The sequence below is a fragment of the Pseudomonas sp. S35 genome (genome assembly GCF_009866765.1).
Taxonomy (GTDB): Bacteria; Pseudomonadota; Gammaproteobacteria; order Pseudomonadales; family Pseudomonadaceae; genus Aquipseudomonas.
The window spans coordinates 5,284,796-5,300,354 of sequence record NZ_CP019431.1 but is presented as its reverse complement, the minus strand read 5'-3'; the positions used below and the strand labels follow the sequence as shown (position 1 = coordinate 5,300,354).

The 15,559-nt window shown below is 60.8% G+C and carries 12 protein-coding genes and 2 tRNA genes; 6 read left to right on the top strand and 8 right to left on the bottom strand.

Annotation, left to right across the window (positions count from 1 at the left end):
* Positions 1–31 precede the first annotated feature (31 nt).
* The gene (locus PspS35_RS23815) at positions 32–1,336 is read left to right on the top strand and encodes a homoserine dehydrogenase (RefSeq protein WP_032890791.1); all 1,305 of its coding nucleotides are present in this window, start codon (positions 32–34) and stop codon (positions 1,334–1,336) included.
* Between the two features lie 67 nt (positions 1,337–1,403).
* Positions 1,404–2,813, top strand: coding sequence for a threonine synthase (thrC, locus tag PspS35_RS23810; RefSeq protein WP_159937044.1), 1,410 nt, complete (start codon positions 1,404–1,406; stop codon positions 2,811–2,813).
* Between the two features lie 81 nt (positions 2,814–2,894).
* On the opposite strand, the gene PspS35_RS23805 is transcribed toward thrC, so the two are convergent.
* Positions 2,895–3,137, bottom strand: a complete 243-nt coding sequence (locus tag PspS35_RS23805; protein WP_159937043.1) for a hypothetical protein — start codon at positions 3,135–3,137, stop codon at positions 2,895–2,897.
* A gap of 312 nt (positions 3,138–3,449) precedes the next feature.
* On the opposite strand from PspS35_RS23805, the gene PspS35_RS23800 reads away from it, so the two are divergent.
* Positions 3,450–3,734 (top strand): DUF3509 domain-containing protein, encoded by a 285-nt coding sequence (locus PspS35_RS23800; protein WP_159937042.1) that lies wholly within the window; start codon positions 3,450–3,452, stop codon positions 3,732–3,734.
* Positions 3,735–3,904: 170 nt separating this feature from the next.
* On the opposite strand, the gene PspS35_RS23795 is transcribed toward PspS35_RS23800, so the two are convergent.
* Both PspS35_RS23795 and PspS35_RS23790 read right to left on the bottom strand, forming a co-directional pair.
* The gene (locus PspS35_RS23795) at positions 3,905–4,774 is read right to left on the bottom strand and encodes a TIGR02285 family protein (RefSeq protein ID WP_159937041.1); all 870 of its coding nucleotides are present in this window, start codon (positions 4,772–4,774) and stop codon (positions 3,905–3,907) included.
* Positions 4,775–4,790: 16 nt separating this feature from the next.
* The gene (locus PspS35_RS23790) at positions 4,791–5,990 is read right to left on the bottom strand and encodes a CaiB/BaiF CoA-transferase family protein (protein WP_159937040.1); all 1,200 of its coding nucleotides are present in this window, start codon (positions 5,988–5,990) and stop codon (positions 4,791–4,793) included.
* Between the two features lie 147 nt (positions 5,991–6,137).
* Between PspS35_RS23790 and PspS35_RS23785 the strand changes: the two genes are divergently transcribed.
* Both PspS35_RS23785 and recJ read left to right on the top strand, forming a co-directional pair.
* On the top strand, positions 6,138–6,680 hold the full coding sequence (locus PspS35_RS23785) for a YaeQ family protein (protein WP_032890801.1): 543 nt from the start codon (positions 6,138–6,140) through the stop codon (positions 6,678–6,680).
* A gap of 96 nt (positions 6,681–6,776) precedes the next feature.
* Complete coding sequence (gene recJ / locus PspS35_RS23780) at positions 6,777–8,486, top strand: single-stranded-DNA-specific exonuclease RecJ (protein ID WP_159937039.1); 1,710 nt, start codon at positions 6,777–6,779, stop codon at positions 8,484–8,486.
* Between the two features lie 76 nt (positions 8,487–8,562).
* Here recJ and PspS35_RS23775 read toward each other — a convergent pair whose 3' ends face one another.
* The 4 genes from PspS35_RS23775 to PspS35_RS23760 form a co-directional block, all read right to left on the bottom strand.
* A complete protein-coding gene (locus PspS35_RS23775; protein ID WP_159937038.1) occupies positions 8,563–9,843 on the bottom strand; it encodes an AcvB/VirJ family lysyl-phosphatidylglycerol hydrolase in 1,281 nt (426 codons plus the stop codon).
* A complete protein-coding gene (gene mprF / locus PspS35_RS23770) occupies positions 9,843–12,485 on the bottom strand; it encodes a bifunctional lysylphosphatidylglycerol flippase/synthetase MprF (protein WP_159937037.1) in 2,643 nt (880 codons plus the stop codon). The genes PspS35_RS23775 and mprF overlap by 1 nt, the downstream gene beginning before the upstream one ends.
* Before the next feature lie 266 nt (positions 12,486–12,751).
* Positions 12,752–12,828: transfer RNA gene (locus PspS35_RS23765), tRNA-Met, on the bottom strand.
* Between the two features lie 278 nt (positions 12,829–13,106).
* Positions 13,107–13,183 (bottom strand) — tRNA-Met (locus tag PspS35_RS23760).
* A 279-nt stretch (positions 13,184–13,462) separates the two neighbouring features.
* Between PspS35_RS23760 and dinB the strand changes: the two genes are divergently transcribed.
* Complete coding sequence (dinB, locus tag PspS35_RS23755; RefSeq protein WP_159937036.1) at positions 13,463–14,521, top strand: DNA polymerase IV; 1,059 nt, start codon at positions 13,463–13,465, stop codon at positions 14,519–14,521.
* A 67-nt stretch (positions 14,522–14,588) separates the two neighbouring features.
* Here the strand turns inward: dinB and PspS35_RS23750 are convergent, their stop codons facing one another.
* Positions 14,589–15,542, bottom strand: coding sequence for a hypothetical protein (locus PspS35_RS23750; RefSeq protein WP_159937035.1), 954 nt, complete (start codon positions 15,540–15,542; stop codon positions 14,589–14,591).
* Between the last annotated feature and the right edge of the window lie 17 nt (positions 15,543–15,559).

Below are 15,559 nucleotides of genomic sequence, written 5' to 3'. Positions count from 1 at the left end.
TAGCGTCGGCCGTTTCATGGGGAGTTCTTCAGTGAAACCGGTCAAAGTAGGCATCTGTGGGTTAGGGACCGTCGGTGGCGGCACCTTCAACGTACTTCAGCGTAATGCTGAAGAAATTTCCCGCCGCGCAGGCCGTGGGATTGAAGTGGCGCAAATTGCCACGCGTTCGCCAAAGCCTCAGTTCGAAACGACCGGTATTGCGATTACCAACGATGTCTTCGCCGTGGCCACCAACCCTGAAATCGATATCGTCATCGAATTGGTCGGCGGCTACACCGTGGCCCGTGAGCTGGTGCTCAAGGCCATCGAGAATGGCAAGCACGTGGTCACGGCCAACAAGGCGCTGATCGCCGTGCACGGTAACGAGATCTTCGCCAAGGCCCGCGAAAAGGGCGTGATCGTGGCGTTCGAAGCCGCCGTGGCCGGTGGTATCCCGGTGATCAAGGCGATCCGCGAAGGCCTGTCCGCCAACCGTATCAACTGGGTGGCCGGCATCATCAACGGCACCGGTAACTTCATCCTCACCGAAATGCGCGAGAAGGGCCGTACCTTCGAAGACGTGCTCGCCGAAGCCCAGGCCCTGGGTTACGCCGAAGCCGACCCGACCTTCGACGTAGAAGGCATCGACGCGGCGCACAAGCTGACCATCCTGGCGTCCATCGCCTTTGGTATCCCGCTGCAGTTCGACAAGGCCTACACCGAAGGCATCACCAAGTTGACCACTGCCGACGTGAACTACGCCGAAGCCTTGGGCTACCGCATCAAGCACCTCGGTGTGGCGCGCAGCACCCCGGCCGGTATCGAGTTGCGTGTGCACCCGACGCTGATCCCGGCCGATCGCCTGATCGCCAACGTCAATGGCGTGATGAATGCCGTGATGGTCAATGGCGACGCTGCCGGTTCGACCCTGTTCTACGGCGCCGGCGCCGGCATGGAGCCGACCGCTTCCTCGGTGATCGCCGACCTGGTGGACGTGGTTCGCGCCATGACCAGCGACCCGGAAAACCGCGTGCCGCACCTGGCCTTCCAGCCGGATTCGCTGTCGGCCCACCCGATCCTGCCGATCGAAGCGTGCGAAAGCGCCTACTACCTGCGCATCCAGGCCAAGGATCATCCGGGCGTATTGGCCCAGGTTGCCAGCATCTTGTCCGAGCGCGGCATCAACATCGAGTCGATCATGCAGAAGGAAGTCGAGGAGCAAAACGGCCAGGTGCCGATGATCCTGTTGACCCACCGCGTGCTCGAGCAGCACATCAACGATGCCATCACCGCGCTGGAAGCCTTGCAAGGCGTCGTCGGCCCGGTCGTGCGTATTCGTGTCGAACACCTGAACTAACCGATTGTTCCAGGGGGCCCCGCGCGTTCGGCGGCCTCTGTTCGAGAATGTTTTAGAGGAGCCAGTCATGCGTTACATCAGCACCCGCGGCCAGGCACCGGCCCTGAATTTCGAAGACGTCCTGCTGGCGGGCCTCGCCACTGACGGCGGCCTGTACGTGCCGGAAAACCTGCCACGCTTCACCCAGGAAGAAATCGCCTCCTGGGCCGGCCTGCCGTATCACGAGCTGGCGTTCCGGGTAATGCGCCCATTCGTCACCGGCAGCATTCCGGATGCGGATTTCAAGAAGATCCTGGAAGAAACCTACGGCGTGTTTTCCCACAACGCCATCGCACCGTTGCGCCAACTGAACGGCAATGAGTGGGTGCTGGAGCTGTTCCACGGCCCGACCCTGGCGTTCAAGGACTTCGCCCTGCAACTGCTCGGTCGTCTGTTGGATTACGTGCTGGAAAAGCGTGGCGAGCGCGTGGTGATCATCGGTGCCACCTCCGGCGATACCGGCTCGGCGGCGATCGAAGGCTGCAAGCACTGCGAAAACGTCGATATCTTCATCCTGCACCCGCACAAGCGTGTGTCGGAAGTTCAGCGTCGCCAGATGACCACCATCTTCGGTGAGAACATCCACAACATCGCCATCGAAGGCAACTTCGACGACTGCCAGGAAATGGTCAAGAACAGCTTCGCTGACCAGAGCTTCCTGAAAGGCACACGCTTGGTGGCAGTGAACTCGATCAACTGGGCGCGGATCATGGCCCAGATCGTCTACTACTTCCACGCCTCCCTGCAGTTGGGCGGCCCGGCGCGTTCGGTGTCGTTCTCGGTGCCGACCGGCAACTTCGGCGATATCTTCGCCGGTTACCTGGCGCGCAACATGGGCCTGCCGATCAACCAGTTGATCGTCGCCACCAACCGCAACGACATCCTGCACCGCTTCATGAGCGGCAACCAGTACGTCAAGGAAACCCTGCACGCCACCCTGTCGCCGTCGATGGACATCATGGTCTCGTCGAACTTCGAACGCCTGTTGTTCGACATGCACGGTCGCAACGGTGCGGCAATTGCCGGCTTGATGGACACCTTCAAGAGCGGTGGCGGTTTCAGCGTGGATGAAGAGCGCTGGACCGAAACCCGCAAGCTGTTCGACTCCCTGGCCGTGGACGATGCGCAGACCTGCGAAACCATCGCCGAAGTCTATGCCCAGACCGGTGAGTTGCTCGACCCGCACACCGCTATCGGTGTGAAGGCCGCCCGCGAGTGCCGTCGCAGCCTGGACATCCCGATGGTGATCCTTGGCACTGCGCACCCGGTCAAATTCCCCGAAGCGGTGGAGAAGGCCGGTGTTGGAAAGGCCCTGGAACTGCCGGCGCACCTGACCGACCTGTTCGAGCGTGAAGAGCGTTGCACGGTATTGGCCAATGACTTGAAAGCAGTACAGGCGTTTGTCAGCCAGCACGGCAACCGGGGTAAGCCGTTGTAAGGCACACCGCGTACACAAAAACGCCGCTGTCCCTTCCTTGGGGCAGCGGCGTTTTTGTGTTTCTGGCAGGCCCGCCGAGTGTTACGAGAATAGCTTCTGCGCGACCACTATCACGGTGCCGACGGCGGCATAGAAGCCTGTCGCGATACCTACCGGATACCAGAACGTCTCACAGGTGATCTTCAGGGATTCGGCTTGGCGTTTGAATTGCTCGGCATTCGTCCGTGATATTTCGGCATTCATGCGCGACACCTCGGCAAAAATACGTGACACCTCAGCGTGCATTCTGTCTGTCGAGGTCTGCTGTTTATCTTGTCCCACCATCTTCTTTATCCTTCGCAATAAGGGCCTTGTGACATGCGCTTTTGCCCGCATAGCAGCGTGATCAGCGCTCACCGAGTATAGGATTCAGCCTTAGCCTCAGCGCCCGGCAAACCCCAAAATAGCGGCCCACTACGTAAGCATTTATGTGCCGCCGTTTTTTGCTTGTCATGTTGCAAGCGCATGCTGGATACGTCATCCCCGGCAACGTCACAAGTACGAAAAAGCGAACTTTCCTACGTGACAACCAGTCACTTAGGATAGACGCAGCTCCCGTTGAAACGATTGTTCCCGAACTATTGAGTGGTGATCGAGATGGAAAGTATCAGCCTATTGCTCGAAGAAGCACTGAGCCCTTATCAGGTCACGCTGACCACTGCGGGTGTGCAGGACGAGTGCCTGGTAACCGTGAAGAACCCTACTGGCGCGATTGTGGTCGAGCGTGAAGTGGACCGGGCGCAATTGCTGGATAAACGCGTGCTGGTGGACGTCGTGGACTGCTTGCTGCGCGACATCAAAATTGCCGAAGGGCGCCTGGAGCCCTCGGTCATCGCGGCCTTGCGCAACGCTGCCCAGACTCGCGGCGCTGCCCGCGCATGAAGAATTGTTTATCGATGGAAACTTCCGACGGCATGGCCGGTCAGATTTTGTAACAGCAAGAGCAAACATTGTGCTCCGGTGTTTGTGGCTTGCTGTACTGGTCTTTGTTGGCCACGTTTAACCCCGAAGTGTCTCCCCACGCTTCGGGGTTTCTTTTTGCCCGCGATTTGTCAGGGTGTGGGTACGTCCTGGTAGAACCGGGGGTGGTCGATCAGGTATTGCGCACGCAGCGTCGGGTCGAGCCAGGCGGCGTAGGAGTGCAGGAGTCGAGCCTGGGGCAGCTCGCTCAACACCTGATTGATGTGTTCAATCGCTTGGTGGCCCTGGGGCGTATTGGAGCAACCGACATGAACGCGCTGGTAGGGCAGGGAGCCGGCAATCGGATAGAACGCCAACGTCAGCGGATCAATACCCTGGCGCAGGGCGTGATAGCGAATTTCAGTCCAGTAGCCCAGCACGGCTTCCAGGCGCCCCAATCGCTGCATTTGCAGCAGGCTGCCCAGGGCGTCGTTGCCGTAGTGCAGCACGCGATTATGTGCGTCTGTGTGCTCCAGCGCTTCATCGATGAACGTCCCATAGCTGCGCTCGGCCACCACGCCCAGGCGTGCGCGGTTATCCAGCAGGAGCGCCGTGAGGTCGACCCGCTGCTGTGCGACAAGCGGCGCGAGCACGTCACGGCGGTCCTGGCGTACCACCACGCCGTTGCTGACGATGGAAAACGCCGGGCGTGAATACACCACCCACTTGGCCCGCTCCGGCGTCCACAGCATGGTGGGGTCGCAGGTCAGGGCGGTTGTCTGCAGCATTTGCAGGCCCCGCGCACGGTTGACGTGCAGAATCTTGTGCTGGTACTCGGGCAGGCGCTCCATCAGCATCGGCAGCAATTCGTCGATCGCGCCCTGGCCCTTCTGCGGGCCGTCGAAAATGGTCAGCGGCGGCAGGTCGCGGATCAGCCAGGTCAGGATGTCCGCCGCCTGGGCAGGCAGCGGTAGAAGTCCGAGCAACGGTGCACAGAGGCCCAGCAGCCAGCGACGCGCCATTATCTTGAGTTAGCCATCAGATCGCCCCTTGTTCACGTAAACGGGTAATGGCTGCGGCGTCGTAGCCCAGCTCGTTGAGCAACACACTGTTGTGTTCGCCCAACTGCGGCCCGACCCACTCGCAACTGCCGGGTGTATCTGACAGCTTGGGCACGATACCCGGCATCTTGAAGTCCTTGCCGTCGGGTAACTGAGCCTTGAGGAACATCTCCCGTGCCAGGAATTGCGGGTCACCGAGCATGTCTTCGGCACTGTAGATCCGACTGGCGGGCACCTCGGCCTTGTTCAGTTGTTCCACCACCTGCTCCAGTGACAGCGAGTTGACCCAGCGATCAATCACGCCATACAGCTCATCACGACGGCCATCGCGCCCGTCATTGCTGGCCAGTTGTGGGTCGTTCGCCAGGTCTTCACGGCCGATGGCACTCATGAAGCGCTTGAAGATGGCATCGCCGTTGGCGCCGATCTGCACGTGCTTGCCGTCCGCGCTGGTGTGGATCGAGGACGGTGTAATGCCGGGCATGATGTTGCCGGTGCGCTCGCGAATGAACCCGAACACGTCGAACTCGGGGATCATGCTTTCCATCATCGCGAAGATGGCTTCATACAGCGCCACATCCACCACCTGGCCGACGCCGCCGTTCACTTCACGATGACGCAGCGCCATCAACGCCCCGATCACCGCCCACAAGGCGGCGATGGAGTCGCCAATGGAGATCCCGGTGCGCACCGGCGGGCGGTCCTCGAAACCGGTGATGTAACGCAGCCCGCCCATGGATTCACCGACGGCACCAAACCCCGGCTGGTCTTTCATCGGCCCGGTCTGGCCGAAGCCCGAGAGCCGCACCATCACCAGTTTCGGGTTCAGCGCGTGCAGGGTTTCCCAGCTCAGGCCAAGCTTTTCCAGCACACCGGGGCGAAAGTTCTCGATGAGGATGTCGGCGTCGGCCAGCAGTTGCTTGAGAATTGCCAGGCCGTCCGGGTGCTTGAGGTTCAGCGTCAGCGACTTTTTGTTGCGCGCCTGCACGAACCACCACAGCGAGGTGCCTTCATACAATTTGCGCCATTTGCGCAACGGGTCACCGCCGTCCGGGGATTCGACCTTGATGACTTCGGCGCCGAATTCAGCGCAAATACGCGAAGCGAACGGGCCGGCGATCAGGGTGCCGAGTTCGATGACTTTCAGGCCGGCAAGCGGTTTGGCATTAAACGACATGAGGATCCTTGGCTACGCAGAGCGGGTGTGTGAAGCCTTTTAACATAGGCGAGCGGCCAGGGATAAGGATGATGCAGCGCAGGATTCGGTGAATGGCCCCGCCATCGGTTAGACTGGCCGCCTTTCCCTGTCTCTAGAAGCCCGTTCATGGCCCAGCCGTCCACGACCTACAAATTCGAACTCAACCTCACCGACCTTGATCGTTCGGTGTACGAGAGCGTCAAACAGACCATCGCCCGTCACCCTTCGGAAACCGAAGAGCGCATGACCGTGCGCTTGCTGGCCTATGCCCTGTTTTACAACGAGCAATTGGCGTTTGGTCGTGGCTTGTCAGATGTAGACGAACCAGCCCTGTGGGAAAAAAGCCTGGATGATCGGGTTCTGCACTGGATCGAAGTCGGCCAGCCCGATGCCGACCGCCTGACCTGGTGCTCACGTCGCACCGAGCGCACCAGTCTGCTGGCATACGGCAGCTTGCGCGTATGGGAAGGCAAAGTGGTGCCGGTGGCCAACAACCTGAAGAACGTGCACATCGCCGCGGTGCCCCAGGAAATCCTGGAGGTGCTGGCCAAGGACATGCCCCGTGTCATCAAGTGGGATGTGATGATCAGCGAAGGCACGATCTTCGTCACCGATGACCGTGGCCAGCATGAAGTGCAACTGCAATGGCTGGTCGGCGAACGCGGTTGAACAATGTGGGGAGGGCCTGCCCCTCCCATATTTGATCTGTGTTGCCTTCAGGATTGTCGTTTAACCGTTTTATTGAAGAGAAGCTCCCGTCACCCCATGCGTATCGATCCCCGCCCGTTGCCTGCCGTCCTGCCATTTCTCGGCGACCTGCCGCCGCTGTTGACCCGTCTCTACGCCGCACGGGGGGTGCAGTCCGAGGCCGAGCTGGATAAAAGCCTGGCGCGGTTGATTCCCTATCAGCAGCTCAAGGGTATCGACGCGGCGGTTGATCTGCTGGTGACGGCCCTGGAGCAGCGCCAGCGCATCCTGATCGTTGGCGACTTCGACGCCGATGGCGCCACCGCCAGTACCGTGGGCACCTTGGGCCTGCGTTTGCTTGGCGCGGCCCATGTCGATTACCTGGTGCCCAACCGTTTCGAATACGGCTACGGCCTGACCCCGGAAATCGTCGCAGTGGCCTTGCAGCGCGAGCCCCAGTTGCTGATTACCGTGGACAACGGCATCTCCAGCGTCGAAGGCGTGGCCGCGGCGAAAGCGGCGGGGTTGCAGGTGTTGGTCACCGACCACCACTTGCCAGGTGACGAGTTGCCGGCGGCGGATGCCATCGTCAACCCGAACCAGCCAGGTTGTGAATTTCCCAGCAAGGCCTTGGCTGGCGTGGGTGTGATTTTTTATGTGCTGATGGCTTTGCGCGCACGCCTGCGCGATATGGGCTGGTATGCAAATAAACCGCAACCGAACATCGGCGATCTTCTTGATCTGGTCGCCCTGGGCAGTGTTGCCGACGTGGTACCGCTGGACGCCAACAACCGCATCCTGGTGCATCAGGGCCTGGAGCGCATTCGTGCCGGTCGCGCCCGGCCGGGGATCAAGGCCATCCTTGAAGTGGCCAAGCGTGACGCCGCGCGCATCACCTCTACCGACCTGGGCTTTATCGTTGGGCCACGGCTCAACGCCGCCGGGCGCCTGGACGACATGAGCCTGGGCATCGAATGCCTGCTCACCACGGACTTCGCGGCGGCGCGGGAAATGGCTGCGCAGTTGGATGGCATGAACCAGGACCGTAAATCCATCGAGCAAGGCATGCAGCGCGAAGCCCTGGCCCAGCTCAAGGACCTGCCGGTGGAATCGATGCCTTACGGTCTGTGCCTGTTCGACCCGGAATGGCATCAGGGCGTGATCGGTATCCTGGCGTCGCGTATGAAAGAGCGTTATTTTCGCCCGACCATTGCCTTCGCCGACGCCGGTGATGGCCTGCTCAAGGGCTCAGGGCGCTCCGTGCCGGGTTTTCACATCCGTGATGCCCTGGCGGTGGTCGCCAGCCAGCATCCCTCTCTGATCGCCAAGTACGGCGGCCACGCGATGGCGGCGGGTCTGACGTTGCCCGAGGCGAATTTCCCACTGTTTGCCGAAGCCTTTGATGCCGAAGTGCGTCGGCAACTGCGTGAAGAAGACCTCACCGGTCGCTTGCTCTCTGACGGCACCCTGGCGGTGGAAGAATTTCACCTGGAACTGGCCCGCGCCTTGCGGCATGCCGGGCCGTGGGGGCAGCACTTTCCCGAGCCGTTGTTCCACGGCGTGTTTCAGTTGGTGGAGCAGCGTGTGGTGGGGGAGCGGCACTTGAAGGTGGTGCTCAAAAGTGAATGCGGGTCGGTCAAGCTTGATGGTATTGCGTTTGGCGTGGATCGTGAGGTCTGGCCGAACCCGACCGTGCGCTGGGTGGAGCTCGCTTACAAGCTGGACGTGAACGAGTTTCGTGGCAATGAAACCGTGCAACTGATGATTGCCCACATCGAACCGCGTTAAACCTCACTGACACCACAAAACAACTGTGGGAGGGGGCAAGCCCCCTCCCACAGTTTGTTTGGCGTACAGCCCGGAATTACTCGGCCTTGGCCTGGTGCTTGACGATGATATCCACCAACCGCTGGGCCAGCGCCGGGTAGTTCTCATCGAAGTGATGCCCACCGGGCAGCTTCAGCGCTTCACCCACGGCCGTCTTGTCGGTGCAGCCACTCTCGTCGACTTCTTCGGCGCCATAGATGCACACCACTTTCTCAGGCGGCAGCTTGGCCATTTCCGGACCGGTCGCGGCTTCTTTGCCGGCGTTGCCCAGCCAGCCTTCCACTTCGATTTCAAAGCTGCCCGTGCGGGCGAACGCCAGCAGGATGATCGCGTCGACACGCTGTTGCTCGTTCTCCGGCATGCGGTTGTAGATCGCCGGCAACACGTCGGCGCCGAAGGAGTAACCGGTCAGCACGAAGCGCTTGGTGCCCCATTTCTGCCGGTAATGCTGCATCAGCTCAGTCAGGTCTTTGGCGCTTTGTTCGGGCGTCTTGTGCTGCCAGTAGTAGCGCAGGGTATCGATGCCGACCACCGGGTAGCCGATCTTGGCCATTTCGCCAGCGACATCGCGGTCCAGGTCACGCCAGCCGCCGTCACCGGAGAGGAACAGGGTCACGGTGTCCTTGGCCTGGCCCGCCGGCACTTCAACCACGGGAATCGCCAGGCCGCCATTGTCCGAGCCTACCAGTTGCTTGCGCAGCTCGTTGTTCAGCACTTGCGGGTAGTGAATGTCGTAGTCGCTGATGCTGGTGGTGGCGCGCGGTGTATCGCGTACGAAACTGGCGCTTTCGTCGTCAGGGTTGTCATTCCAGGCCACCAGCCAGTTGCCGTGGGCGGCGGTCTTCGGCAGCGGGTCCTTGCAGCCTTCCTGCACCAGGGCGAAGCCGACGGAGATGGCGTTGGCTTTGTCGTCGTTCTGTGCGGCCAACCAGCGCCAGGCGAGAGCGGCGCCAGGGCCGATGCCGCTGACCAGCGTCGCCGGGCCCTTGAGTTGGCCCAGGGCGCTTTGCAGCGCTTGTTCCTGCAGCTTGCAGTCATCTTTTGGCAGGATCACCTGGACGATCTGCGCCTTGCCACCCTGGCTCAGGGTCAGCAGTTGGCTGTCGGTCAGGGTTTCTTCGGCCATCACCGCCACGGCGACGCGGGCTTTGGGCGTGCCGGCTGGGGTGACGCGGGTCATCACTGAGCCATCGGCCTGGGGCAGTTGCTCCAGGGTCGGCTGCGGGGCAGGGCGGTTCCAAAACCAGAAGCCGCCGCCCAGGACCAGGGCGAGCAGCACTACAAAGGCCAATACATACCGCCAGGAGCGTCGAATCATCAGCGTTTCACCAATCCAGTCAAGCCGCCCGCGATCAGGGCGGCGGTATCGGCCAGTGCCACCAGCGGATCAAGTCCTGCGGGCACGGCCATGTAACGGGGTTCCCAGTCGGGCTGGAACTTGTCTTTGAAGCGGCGCAAACCTTGGAAGTTATACAACTGCTCGCCACGACGGAACACCATTGAACCCAGGCGTTGGGTCAGCGGCGCACCACGTCGCGGTTGCAGGCCCGACAGCGGCACCATGCCAAGGCTGAAACGGGCGTAGCCGTGACTCTTATAGTGTTGAATCAGGCCGACCATCATGAACTCCATGGTCAACTTGGGCGCATCCGGGTGGGCGCGCATCAGGTCGAGGCTGGCCAGGTCGTGATTGTAGGTCTCAAGCAGGTTGGCGAAGGCCACCGGGCGTCCTTCGAAGCGAATGATCGCGATACGAAAGTGCTTGAGGTAGTCGTCGCTGAACCGGCCCAGGGAAAAGCCTTTTTCGCGCACATTCTTACCGGTAAGCCAGGCGTCCGAGATGACTTTTAATTCATCCATCGGCGCCGTGCCCGGGTCACAGATCTCCAGGGACAGGCCGTCCCGGGTGCCACGGTTCCAGGTGTAGCGCAAGTCCTTCATCTCTTTGCCCTTGGCTTCCAGGTCAAAGCGTTTCAGGTCGACGCGGGCTTCTTCGCCCAGCTTGATCGCGGTGAGGCCGATGTCCATGTAGTACGGCAGGTTTTCGGCCCGCACTTGGTAGAACACCGGGCGTGCGTGGTGGATGTCGCACAGGTCGCGGAACTGCCAGATCATCTCGGCCCGTGGCTGGGTCGGGCCGATCGGGTCGTACAAGGCCACCAAGCTGCGCCCGCGACGGGCATACATCAGGAACGCCTCGTCGTTGGGGTGAAACAGCAGCGCCTTGTCGCCGGTCAGCGCCAGGCCGCCGTCGGGCTGGGACGAGGCCATCAGGATCTTGCTGGCGCGCTCCAGTTCGTCCGGGGTCGGCAGGTGAATCACCGGGCGGGCAGTGCGCAGCAGCCAGGTCAGCGAGACGATCACCAGCAATACCGCAGCGCCCAGCAACGAGCGCAGGCCACGTGGGGCGTTGGCGTCGAGGGTGAACTGCCACCACAGTTGATGGCTGTAGGGCACATCTTGATAGGCAAACAGCAGCAACCAGATCGAGGCGCCCAATACGCACACGCTGGCCACCAGGTACAGCGGCGAAAACGGCAGCTCGGTCAGGCGGCTGGCACGGTAGAACGAGCGGCGGAAGATCGCCAGTAGCACCGCCGTCATGGTCATCAGGCTGGCTTCTTCCCAGTCGAAACCTTTGAGCAGTGAGAGCAGGGCGCCCACCAACAGCAGCACCATGGTCAGCATCCAGGCCGCCGACAACCGTCGACGCAGGCCCTGGGCCAGCAACAGGCACAACACACCGATCAGGCTGGCCCCAAAGTGCGAGGCATCAATCAGGCGGTGTGGAATCAGGAAGCCGATGTTTTCCAGGCGTGAGTCGATCTCCGGCGTGGCGCCGGAAAACAGCAGGACCACGCCGGACAAAAAAACCAATACGGCCAACACCGGCGCCGCCAGGCCCGAGGCGACGCGCAGGCTTTGCTGGGTCTGGAACAGCCGTTGCGCCTCGTTGATCAGCAGGAACACACACGCGATCAGCAGCGGCAACACCACATAAATCATGCGATACAGCAGCAGGGCCGCGGCCAATGGCGCGGCGCCGAGCTTGTCTGCAAATGCGGCGAGCAAGATCGCTTCGAACACCCCGACACCGCCCGGAACATGGCTGAGCACGCCAGCGGCGAGAGCCAGCAGGTATACCAGCAGGAACGGGCCGAAGGGGGGCGCTTCCGGCAGCAATAGATAGAGGACGGTGGCGGCAGCGGCGACATCCAGGGCGGTGATGACCAGTTGCAGGAAGGTCAGGCGTCGGCCGGGCAGGCGCAGGGTGCGACGGCCGACTTTGACCAGCAGGTTGTCCGGGAGTGGCTGCTCCGGCAAGCGGCGGCGATAGATGCCGATGCACAGTGCAGCCGACAGCAGTAGCACCGCGCCGGCGATGCCGCCGAGCAAACCTTGGGGCAAGTGCAGGTAAGTCGAAGCCGCCGGCAGGTTGCTCAGCGTCGCCAATGCCGCCAGCGGCGGTAGTGCACAGCCCAAGGCCAGGCTGGCGAACACGGTCATGTGCGCGACTTCCGAAGCCCCGATGCCGTGGCGTGCATATAGACGGTAACGCACGGAACCGCCCGAGAGCATCGACAGGCCAATGGCGTTGCCAATGGCAAAGGCGGTGAAACCACCATGAGCCAGGGTCTTGGCCGGCAACTTCACCCCGGCGTAACGCGCGCCGGAAAACTCATAGCCCAGCAGAATGATGAATCCCGCGACTGCGGCGGCAAAGGCCCCCAGCAGGGCAGGCTTGGGCACTTCCAGGATCGAGTCGTGGAGCGCGTAGAGGTCCAGCTCCAGCAGCAAGTGGCGGCAGGCGATCAAGGCGATGGCGAACAGCAACAGCGTGACCGCCAGCCCGATGGGTTGCCGGTACTTGCTCAACAGATCCAGCCAACGCAAACGCTTGGGGTTGATCGGTTGTTCTGCTGTGACGGTTTCTTGTGGTTCAGACGAGTTGGCGCGCATCAATCACCTCGTGGATTGTGCGCGACAGGATGGGGGTATCCAGCCAAGTTACCAATCCCTATGGACAAAATAATTACAAATATTAACGCGGATCACCGGGGGCGGCGACAGCGGCCATTGGTCGTAGAGGAGTAAGCATAGCGTGCGATGAGATGGACTCCATAAACCGTGTACGGTTTCATGAAAGATGCCATGCCATTGTTTCAGAAGAACTTTTTCTGCAGATACAAAAAAGGCCACTCTTTCGAGTAGCCTTTTTTGATGTTTGGTTGCGGGAGCCGGATTTGAACCGACGACCTTCGGGTTATGAGCCCGACGAGCTACCAGACTGCTCCATCCCGCGTCTGTGGGCGGCATTCTACAGCCAAGCGGCGAGGTGTCAACCGTTAATCAACCGATGGGTCAAAAAAGTGTGAATTAACGGCCCAGGCGACCTAAGTTCTCGATTGAGAACACTTTTTGTGGCTGGCGGACTCGTTGTGGCGAGTGGGGTTGTTGTGGTGAGCGGGCTTGCCCCGCGCCGGTCTGCGAAGCAGGCCGCAGCTAAGTTCACGCGATCTCAGTTTGAAAAACAGACACGCACAAAAAAGGCCACTCTTTCGAGTAGCCTTTTTTGATGTTTGGTTGCGGGAGCCGGATTTGAACCGACGACCTTCGGGTTATGAGCCCGACGAGCTACCAGACTGCTCCATCCCGCGTCTGTGTGTCGGCATTCTACAGAGGATCGCGAGTGTGTCAACCTGTGAATCAAAGAAAAGCGCTTGTGGTTCAATCGGTTAGCTCTCGGCATAGGCTTGTATGAGCAGCGCGGGCCAGTCTGGCCAGGGGTTTCGGCTCTATTGGGAGGCTGGTTTCGATTGAAAAAATAAATTCATCTGGGAAATTTCCTACCGCTCAGACGGAAGATTCAAACTACTGGTGCTATATACAGGGGTGAGTGCGATACTGCCCACCCGTAGGATTTCACCCCTCTATATATGACGCAGCGCAAAATTATTCACGTCGACTGTGATTGCTTCTACGCCGCTATCGAGATGCGCGATAACCCGAGCCTGGCGCAAAAACCGCTGGCCGTGGGCGGCTCGGCAGATCGAAGAGGCGTGATCGCGACGTGCAACTACGAAGCGCGGGCGTACGGCGTGCGTTCGGCGATGTCGTCACGCCATGCCTTGAAGCTGTGTCCGGACCTGACCATCGTCAAGCCGCGCATGGATGCTTATAAGGACGCGTCGAAGGAAATCCAGACGATCTTTCGCGACTACACCGACCTCATCGAGCCGCTGTCCTTGGACGAAGCCTACCTGGACGTCTCCGACAGCCCGCACTTTGGCGGCAGTGCAACGCGCATTGCCCAGGACATTCGCAGGCGGGTCTCCAACCAGTTACACATCACCGTCTCTGCCGGCGTGGCCCCGAATAAATTCCTGGCCAAGATCGCCAGCGACTGGAAAAAGCCCAACGGCCTGTTTGTGATCACCCCGGACCAGGTCGAAGACTTCGTCTCGCAGTTGCGTGTGAGCAAGTTGCACGGCGTGGGCAAGGTCACTGCCGATAAACTGGCGCGCCTGGGCATTGAAGACTGCCTGCAACTGCGCGAGTGGAACAAGCTGGCGCTGGTGCGCGACTTCGGCAGTTTTGGCGAACGACTCTGGAGTCTGGCGCGTGGGATCGACGACCGTTTGGTGCAAAACGACAACCGTCGGCAATCGATCAGCGTGGAAAATACCTACGACGCGGATCTGCCTGATCTCTCAAGCTGCCTGGCAAAGCTCCCTGAGCTGATGGAAACCCTGGCGGGGCGCATGGCGCGCATCGACAGCAGTTACCGTGCAGGCAAGCCGTTCGTTAAGGTGAAGTTTCATGACTTTACCCAGACGACCTTGGAGCAGGCTGGGGCGGGGCGGGATCTGGAGAGTTATCAACAACTGATGACCCAGGCGTTTAATCGCGGTGGGAAACCGGTGCGGTTGCTGGGGATTGGGGTGCGATTGCTGGATTTGAGCAATGGCAACGAACAACTGGAGTTCTCCTGGTAGAAACCGGGAGCAAAATGTAGGAGGGGACAAGCCCCTCCCACATTTGGATCTTCACATGGCCTGAGGCTCAGCGTGCTCCAGGGTCTGCCACCAGCCGCCCTGCATCCTTGGTCAGCGCTTGCAGGAACTCCTGCTGCAATTCCGGATCATTGCGGGTCAGTTCGATGAGGCTCTGTTCCAGTTCGCTGGCTTCTTCCTCCAGGCCCAGCTCCGACAGACGCTTGACCCGGTGCACCCACTGGCTCACTTCGTCGTCTTCCAGGTCGTCGTAGATCAGCCCGTGGGCTTCCAGCAGCTTGCCGCGCAAGGTGCTGCTGATTGCCAGGGTCGAGTCCGAATGCACGTCGTCCTGGCCATCTTCCACGCTGATCTTCAAGGTTGTGACGCGGTTCAGGTCCTGTTCGGCGAACGGGCTATCCAACAGGTTCAGGCGCAGGACGCCGTTACGGTCGGTGGTCAGCTCGTGGGTCTTTCTGCCGGCAGTCACCTGCACCGGGCGTTCGCTCCACGGCAGGCTTGAATACTCCACGCGCTTGTCACGCTGGACTTCATCGATGCCCGCGAGGTTCTGTTGCGCACGGCCATGGGATTGCACGTTCATGAACGGGTTGAGGCCGTCCACGCCGTAGCTCAGCCAGTCGTGGGTCATGCTGGTAGGCAGGTTGCCGAGGGCGAAGATATTCGCCACGTTGGCGCCTGCGCCGGCCACCAACGCCACCGCACCCAGCGGCAGCTCATAGAGTTTGCGCCAGGGTTGATAGGGCGTGTAGCGGTCGTAACGACGGGTGACTTCGAATTCGGTGACCTCGAAGGTCTTCTGCTCGTGAATGCGAACCCGGCGTTGCGGCAGTTCCAGCACTTTGGGGTCGCCTACATCGATCTGCAGGCTGTGGTCGAGCAACTTACGCTCGACCCGCTCCTCGTGCTCACTGCGTTGCGACATTTGGTTGGCGCAGCCGCTGACCAGCAGGGCGCCGCACAAGGCGGCGCCCCCCAGGGCTCTGGTGTTTCGCTTGAACATGACTTCTCTTGATCTGG